This is a genomic window from Mesorhizobium sp. (assembly GCF_017306585.1).
GTDB lineage: Bacteria > Pseudomonadota > Alphaproteobacteria > Rhizobiales > Rhizobiaceae > Mesorhizobium.
On sequence record NZ_JAFKIC010000175.1, the window covers coordinates 23,803 to 31,180 of the forward strand.

Genomic DNA, 7,378 nt, shown 5'->3' on the forward strand with positions numbered 1-7,378 from the left:
CTTGGGTCGTTTACTATATCAAATTGGACAATGGAAGTAGAGAGATGCCTCCCTAGAGGACAAAGACGACATGAGAGTAGCTAATGTGATCCCTGGCCTTGGCGTCGGCGGGGCAGAGGTCGCACTGGCCAATCTGATCGCGGCCACGCGGGGCTCAACCCAACATCTTGTGCTGTCGCTTGGTCAGAACGGTGCGCTTGCCGACAGACTCCGCGATGCAGGGGCGAATGTTGTGGAGGTGCCCCAAAGTCGGCCAGATAAGGCTATACGGGTGCTGCGAGCCTTCGTCCCTGACGTCCTTGTCGGCCAGATGTACCAAGGCTGCGTGGCTACCGCGATGTTTCGACCATTCCTACGCGGCCGGCCGCTGCTGGTCTGGAGCATCCATCACTCCATCGACAATATCGCCGACGAAAAGCCTGTAACGCGGGCTACTATCCGTCTGAGTTCCATGTTGTCTAGCCGACCAGAGAAAATCCACTACGTTTCCCACAGGTCTGCACTCCAACACGAAAATCTAGGCTTCCCTTCTTCCAAGACGATCGTCATCCCAAATGGTTGCGACCTGGCGCTCTTCCGGTTTGACAGTTCCGCCCGGCTGCGAATGCGCGCAGCTCTCGGGTTCAATGCTGATGACTTCGTGTTTGGTCACATTGGCCGGGTCCGCCCTATGAAAGACCATGACAGCCTGATTGCTGCGTTGACCCTGGCTTATGAGAAAAATCCGAAGGTGGCGGCAGTGCTCTGCGGACTCGGAACCGAGACCCTGAACGTTCCGAGCTTGATCCGAGATCGCGTGCGGTTGCTGGGCGTCCGTTCCGACATTCCTGAAATCATCAGCGCTTGCGATGCTGGCGTCCTCTCATCCGCCTTTGGCGAAGCGCTGCCCAATGTGCTGGCTGAGTTTCAGGGTTGTGAAAGGATATGTACAACGACAGACGTGGGTGACGCAGCGATTATGGTTGGCAATCCCGATCGGGTCGTCCAGCCGCGCAACCCGATCCAACTCGCCGACGATATTCTGAATATTTCACTCATGCGCGAGGATGAACTCTTGGCGCACGGGCGTGCGGCGAGAATGGCTGTCCTCGATAAGTACGAGATTAACTCCATCTCCGAGAGAATGCGTGGGCTTTGGAGCGGGAGCGCCCCAGCAGGAACGACCGCTCAGATGTCGGAAGCTTCGCCAAACTCGGCGCATTGTCCGCGCAGGGCTCCGTAGGCCTGCCTTGCGATCGCATCTGCGCCGTCCGAAAGATCGGCCACAAATGAGATTTCACGCTCCCAAACAAAGCTCTTTCCGGCCTCAAAGGCTTCCTGGGACAGGAACCCGCGAAACCGGGCAGCGCTCTGTGCATGCTTGCTGACCGTATCGAAATTGTTGAGCCGCACGTAGAGTTCGCGCGTCTCGCCGAAGCTCGTTTCCAGAATTGCCTTAAGGGCCATGGTGTTTTCCTTCCTTATGCGGCAATCGCGCCGCCCGTCTTGATGACAGCAGTGCTGCCGATGACGCCGGCCGTGGTGCAGACATGGAACATATTGCCCCCGGCGGCGACGTTGAAATCTTCGAACCAGTCGCCTCGCTCCACAGTGCCGCTTGTCGGGGCGCCCTGCGTGCCGACACGCTTCCTGAAATTCGTGGTCACAAGGCTCGAAACGCTGCGCCCCATGTTCCAGCCGTTGATCAGATATGCCTGGCCGGCACCGGCGGGGTGATCGATATCCGAGACGTAAAGTCCAACCGATCTCTGCGTGGAATTCGGCCACCAGCCCCAGAGACCAGCCTGTCCGTCTCCGGCAAGCGATCTCTTGAACGCGAAAACGCTGCTACCGCCTAGACGGCTGCCATTGATCGAAAGGGCATAGGTACTTCTGGCGACGGAAACCGTGTAGCGGGTCGACCCGTAGGTGCGCCCGACCGTCAATCCCGAGACCGAAAGGCCAGAAGTATTGTGGGATACGATACAGGAGCCCCCCCACTTGGAGACGTCCAATGACGTGAAATTTCCGCCAACACCCAGCGTTCTTTCCGCCAGCGTGCAGAGCCCAGACTCGACGTAGCAGCCAAGGATGGCCGTACAGGCGTTGAGCGCCACGACCATGAAGTCCGCCGCACCAGATGAGTGGCAAGCGGTGAATGTCGACCCCAGAAAAGACGCATCGATATAGTTGTAGTGGGTCGAACTGCTCGCCATGACCCCATGGATTTCGCAGGCATTGGCATCACTGCCCTTCAACACGATGGAGTTGCGGCACCCAATGATCGAGGCGTAAGCGATGGAACTACAATTGGCGTTGGCCGCCACCCCCCAACTGTTAAAGGCTGATGAGCCACCAAGGATGAAGATACCCGTTCCGCCGAAACCATCGATGGATAGCCCGTTACGCGTAACCAGCCGGGTTAGAGCAACAACCGCGCAGTCGTAGTGTTCGACAACGGCATTCGTCACGGCCGTACCAGCGACGTCGTTCAGCGTCAATGTGGTCGTCCCGCCACCGGCATTTACGACAGCCCTAAGATCATCCCAATAGGTGATGGCCCCATTCGCCACCGTGTTCGCGGCGGGCCTGCTCATCGTGCAAACACCGTCGGACGTTGCGCTGACGACGTAGGTTCCAACCGGAAAACCGGCGCCAGCGACATCTATAGTCATGCCTGGCACAAGACCGACCCGGGTAGCAGCCGCAGCCCCCGACGCCGAAGCCGGCTTCCACGTCGTCATGAGGTTGCTGCCTGCTTCCGTCGTGGCAGTCGCATATTCCTGGTCTGCGAAGGCGTGCGAAAGGCCCGCGCCTCTCACGACCACTACCTGTCCGGTTTCAAAATCCGCCACGCTTGCAAGGGTCAGCGTCCGGGAAGCAAGATTGATAGAGCCGGTCGTCGAGGTGGCATTCTTTCCGGCCGCCTTGATCTCCACATCCGAAAAGCCTCCTCCTGATGATCGAGAATTCGGAAACAAAGAACCGGCCGCGCCGCTCTGATAGATAAAGGCAGTCTTCCCCGCCGGCACAACAATGACCGACGGTTTAGCGTTCAGGCCGCTATTACCGTCTCCATGAAAAATGACGTTCGTTTCGAGGACGTGGGTCCCCGACTTGTAGTACTGACCGGAGACATAGACGCGCCCTCCGTTCGCTCCAAGGAAGCGGATGGCATCAGTAAAGGCCTGCTGGTTGTCCGTGCCTGTCGTACCGTTCCAGTCGGCCTTTGCGCCGAAGCTGCGGATATCAACACTCGGTCCCCGGACCATTTCCCACCAAGCACCGTCAGCAGACTGCACCTTGCCGGCATGAGTGGGCTCCGAAACGACACGTTTGTAGAGCGCGTTGCCACCATCACCCACCGCCGCGTAGCCATTGGTCCGAAAAGCAGAGATACCAACGGGTATGGTCAGGCCGGGCACGCCTGAGCGGGTCGAGTAGATCGGCACGTTCCCTTGGCTGACCGCATCCGAAGCGTAGCCGGCGGCGATGGCTTCGGAGTTTGCAGCGTTCGTCGCGCTGGTGCTGGAAGCTGACGCCGCCCCGGAGGCGGCTGTGGCCGATGTGCCGGCATTGTTTGCGGATGTCGCAGCACTCGACGCCGATCCAGACGCGGCGGTGGCGCTGTTCCCCGCGTTCGTCGCGCTGTTCGAAGCGGCGCTGGCGGAATTTGAAGCTGCTGTGGCCGAATTGTTGGCGTTCGTCGCAGAGGTCTCGGCATTGGTTGCGGATGTTGCAGCATCCGAAGCGGAGCCTGCGGCAGCGGAGGCGCTTGATCCCGCAGTTGTCGAGGCCGCCTGAGCATCATTGATCGCGCTGTCCGAGATGTAGAAGGAGATGCCAATCACCGAAGTCCCGATCACCGGGTCGAGCGTGCTGAAGACAAAGGTCTTGCCGGCATTGGTCGAGCCCTCGGCGACGTGAACCGTCGTGCCCTTCTGCATCGTGCGCGACGTTCGCGCGTCGGCCGCCCGATACCATCGCCCCTCGCTCGCCGTATAAATTCCGTTCAGCCTGGCGTCGTCCTGATCCTTGACCAGCACGCGCTCGCCGATGGCGGTCCGGACTCCATCGATGGATTTGAGACCCTCTATCCAGGCGATGTCATCGACAATGACGGTATCGAGGCTGGCGGTGGTCGCCAGGCGCACGGGTTCGCGCTCGCCGGTCAAAAGGCGCACGGCGGCGGTTGCAGGTCGGGCCATGAGGCTTCTCCGTGAAAAAGCCCGCGAAAGCGGGGCGTGAATATTGCTGATGACCTGGCTGATCCAAGCCATCGTGCCCGCCGACCCCTCCCAGAAATAGTCAACCGCAAGATGTTGACTTGGTGGTGGGCCGCGTTGTTTCAGTATCTTCTGAAACAGCGGGATCTTGACCGATGGCAGTGCGCGTTAAATTGCCGGGTGGCACCCTGAAGATGAAATTCTACAGGGAATTGCGTAGCCCGGAACGGCAACGGCGGGTTCCCGTCATGAAAATGGGCTCGTTATATTTGATCTGGTGGTCGAATAACCGTCGCCCGCAGAGCAGCGGCCCCGATAGCGGACGGCAAAGCAGCTTGCGCTAGCATCGCGCGACCGACCTGACGGTTTCGGGGCGTGCAACTCCCCTCGGCAATTTTGTCCAACAGAGTCAGCCATGCCTTCAGCACTGGATCGCAGATGGCAGACGACGGATTGGCCTTGGTCAAGTGCACCAGCACATCCGAGCGTGGTCCGGATCGGGCGGATGTCCGACCCGCCGCCTTCGGAATCGAGCACGAGAACAAGCTCCCCGCGAAATTGCGGTCCATGAGTTTTCCTTTCAAATGATGTTTGGATAGCGCCGACAGGAGGGCCGGCCTTGACCATGAAATCGAGGGCGACCGGTTCAGCCTGACCACCTGCGTAAGGATGTGGTCGCCTCAGCCGGCGAAATCCTGACCTATGACAGGGGCAGCCTGAAGAAAGTTGCGGGGTGGTGGAAACTGCTTGCCGAGAGCCTCGATGCAGCGCTGGTATAGAACGCGCTCAGGAAGCCCAATTAGACCCAGACCAGCAGTTCGCCGAAGTATGATTTCGAAGTAGAGGGGGCGTGCGATAGAGGCGATTTGCCGATCAGCATATTTTGTGTAGAGTTGACCCCAGCAGATATTTTCAAGCCCATATTTTAGCAATCAGTGATGTTATGGTTGAACAAAAGCAGCGATTGAGTGATGAAGCGATAGAAGCCATGTTTGAGGCACAGACGGCTATTATCGCCCCTCTGATCGAAGAGTTGGAAAGGTCTGGGCGCCTTGAGGAAAAACGCCTTCCTCTACAAGGTGGGCAACTTGATAGGCGGTTATGCTGACAGCCGGAAATACCTAAAGCGCGAATCCCATCAGTCGGCTTCAAAGCATTCTCGAAATGAAGGCCAACCCGATCATCGGGCGCTAGACCTTCTGCCCTGCCAAGGCGGCCGCAACAGCAGCGTCGATGAGAGACTGCGTTTCGGCCTTCCGCGCGGCTGAGACCTCCTCGGCTGCCTGGTCTTGCGCTGCTTGCGCTGCCGACCGCTGACGGGCCAATTCTTCCTCTTCGGCGATGCGGGCCAACCTCTTAGCTTCGGCCGCGTCGCACCATGCCTTGGCGTTTGCCGCGATGGTCGGGTTTTCGCGGTGATGCTCGACCGCAGATGCGATAAAGTCGGCGAGATCATCACCGTTCTTGACTTCGAAACTCATTGTGCCGAGCAGCACGCTGTTCTGCCAACGGACCATGGCCGCAACGTCCTCGCAGTCCGGTAGAATGGTTAGGCGGTGGGGCTCGATTCCGCCAAGGCTGTTGCCATCGTCATCCACCAACCCTTTAGCATAGCGGAGACTTGCCGAGCCATCAAAGCCCAGCGTGATGTCTTGGAATACGGCTACCTTGCTGACCACAGTGGGCCTCCTTTTGGTTTAGATGGTGAAGTATTGGCCAGAGGCCCGAATGGTGGCAGAGGTATCCATCGCCACACCACCAGTGCCAGACCCGGAAGACACGTTCTCAACTTGGATGATGGTGGTGTTGGCTGGGAGGAAAGCTTGCAGTGTTCCAGTGAAGGATAAGTTGCTTGAGTAGATAGCTGGCACCACGCCCGTTGCAGCGCTGGTGAAGGGAAAGTTGACAAGGGAGATAGAGCCTGTGCCGGTGTGAGCCGTCCAAACCACATTGACCGAGTAGCAGACCAGGTTCCCGATCTTGGTGTATTTGCCGGTTTGTGCCAAGTAAGTCCCGGTGCCCGCGTTGGTCATCCCCGCCACGGCAGGCGTAAACGTGCCCTCCTCATAATCATCCAGCGTGTTGGCGTTCGAACTCGGGTTATCCGTTATCGGGAACGCTATCTGCCCTCCCGTAAGATTGATTGTGTCAATCGTCGGCGTGGAAATCGTCGGCGACGTGCCGAACACAACCGAGCCGCTACCGGTTTCGTTGGTCAGTGCGGCCGCCAATTGCGCACTTGTGCCCCCCGCCAAGAACGCCGCCATGTTCGCGGCAAGACCAGAGATGCCGGTGCTGACAGGCAAGCCGGTCAAGTTGGCCGCCGACCCAGATGACGGCGTGCCGAGTGCACCGCCAGAGGTCAAAAGGCTGGAAAGCAGCGTGCCACCATCCTGAATGAGTTTGCCGGTAGTGCCGCTGAACGTCGCGACGCGGCCCGACACGGACGCGGCAGGGCCTGTTACAACATCGGCGGCTTTTACACCGCTGTCCTTTCCCAGTTTGCCGGTGGTGCCGTTGAAGCTGACCAAGTTGTCCGCGGTCGACGACGCCGGGCCCGCAATCAAGTCAGAAGCCTTGATGCCGCTATCTTTGGCAATTTTGCCTGTAGTGCCGCTGAACGTCGCGATGTTGTCCGCGACGGATGTGGCCGGCCCTACGATCAAGTCGCTCGCCTTGATGCCGCTATCCTTGACAATTTTGCCCGTGGTGCCGTTGAAGGTAGCGATGCTGTCCGCCACGGATGAAGCTGGCCCGACAATCAAGTCGCTCGCCTTGACCCCGCTGTCCTTCGCCACCTTTCCGCTAGTTCCACTAAAAGTCGCGATGTTGTCGGCGACGGCCGACGGGGGGCCGGCGATCAGTTCGCTGGCTTTGACGCCGCTGTCCTTTCCGGCCTTGCCGGTCGTGCCTGCGAAGGTGACGATGTTGTCCGTTTACGCGCGATCGCGTCGTTGAGATCGGTCTCGAGCAGGGCGATGGCGGCGGCGAAATCGGCGGCCGTCCGCGCCCTGCCGAGCTGTTCGGCATGGTGAGATGTCATGGGGAGTGTCCTTGTGGGTGGATATGAAGCGCGGCGCGTACAACCGCCGATCTCCCCCCTTGTGGGGGAGATGGCCGGCAGGCCAGAGGGGGGCGCGAAGGATCGCGGCCTTGCCTGAGTTGCGTTCAGG

Annotated in this window: 6 protein-coding genes; 1 reads left to right on the forward strand and 5 read right to left on the reverse strand. The window is 59.3% G+C overall.

All coding sequences use genetic code 11. From position 1 onward, the window contains the following. The first annotated feature begins 70 nt into the window (after nt 1-70). Nucleotides 71-1,222, forward strand: coding sequence for a glycosyltransferase (locus tag J0I79_RS20955; RefSeq protein ID WP_292863288.1), 1,152 nt, complete (start codon nt 71-73; stop codon nt 1,220-1,222). Here the strand turns inward: J0I79_RS20955 and J0I79_RS20960 are convergent. From J0I79_RS20960 to J0I79_RS20980, 5 genes are all read right to left on the reverse strand, one after another. After that, nucleotides 1,168-1,446 carry a hypothetical protein gene (locus J0I79_RS20960; RefSeq protein ID WP_292863291.1) on the reverse strand — a complete coding sequence of 93 codons (279 nt, stop codon included), beginning with the start codon at nt 1,444-1,446 and terminating at the stop codon, nt 1,168-1,170. The genes J0I79_RS20955 and J0I79_RS20960 overlap by 55 nt on opposite strands. 14 nt (nt 1,447-1,460) lie before the next feature. Beyond that, nucleotides 1,461-4,187, reverse strand: coding sequence for a hypothetical protein (locus J0I79_RS20965; RefSeq protein ID WP_292863295.1), 2,727 nt, complete (start codon nt 4,185-4,187; stop codon nt 1,461-1,463). Nucleotides 4,188-5,395: 1,208 nt separating this feature from the next. Next, nucleotides 5,396-5,884: a hypothetical protein gene (locus J0I79_RS20970; protein ID WP_292863298.1), complete on the reverse strand. Its 489-nt coding sequence runs from the start codon at nt 5,882-5,884 to the stop codon at nt 5,396-5,398. A gap of 18 nt (nt 5,885-5,902) precedes the next feature. Beyond that, complete coding sequence (locus J0I79_RS20975; protein ID WP_292863301.1) at nt 5,903-7,003, reverse strand: hypothetical protein; 1,101 nt, start codon at nt 7,001-7,003, stop codon at nt 5,903-5,905. Nucleotides 7,004-7,065: 62 nt separating this feature from the next. Continuing rightward, nucleotides 7,066-7,248, reverse strand: coding sequence for a hypothetical protein (locus J0I79_RS20980; protein ID WP_292863304.1), 183 nt, complete (start codon nt 7,246-7,248; stop codon nt 7,066-7,068). Nucleotides 7,249-7,378 lie beyond the last annotated feature (130 nt).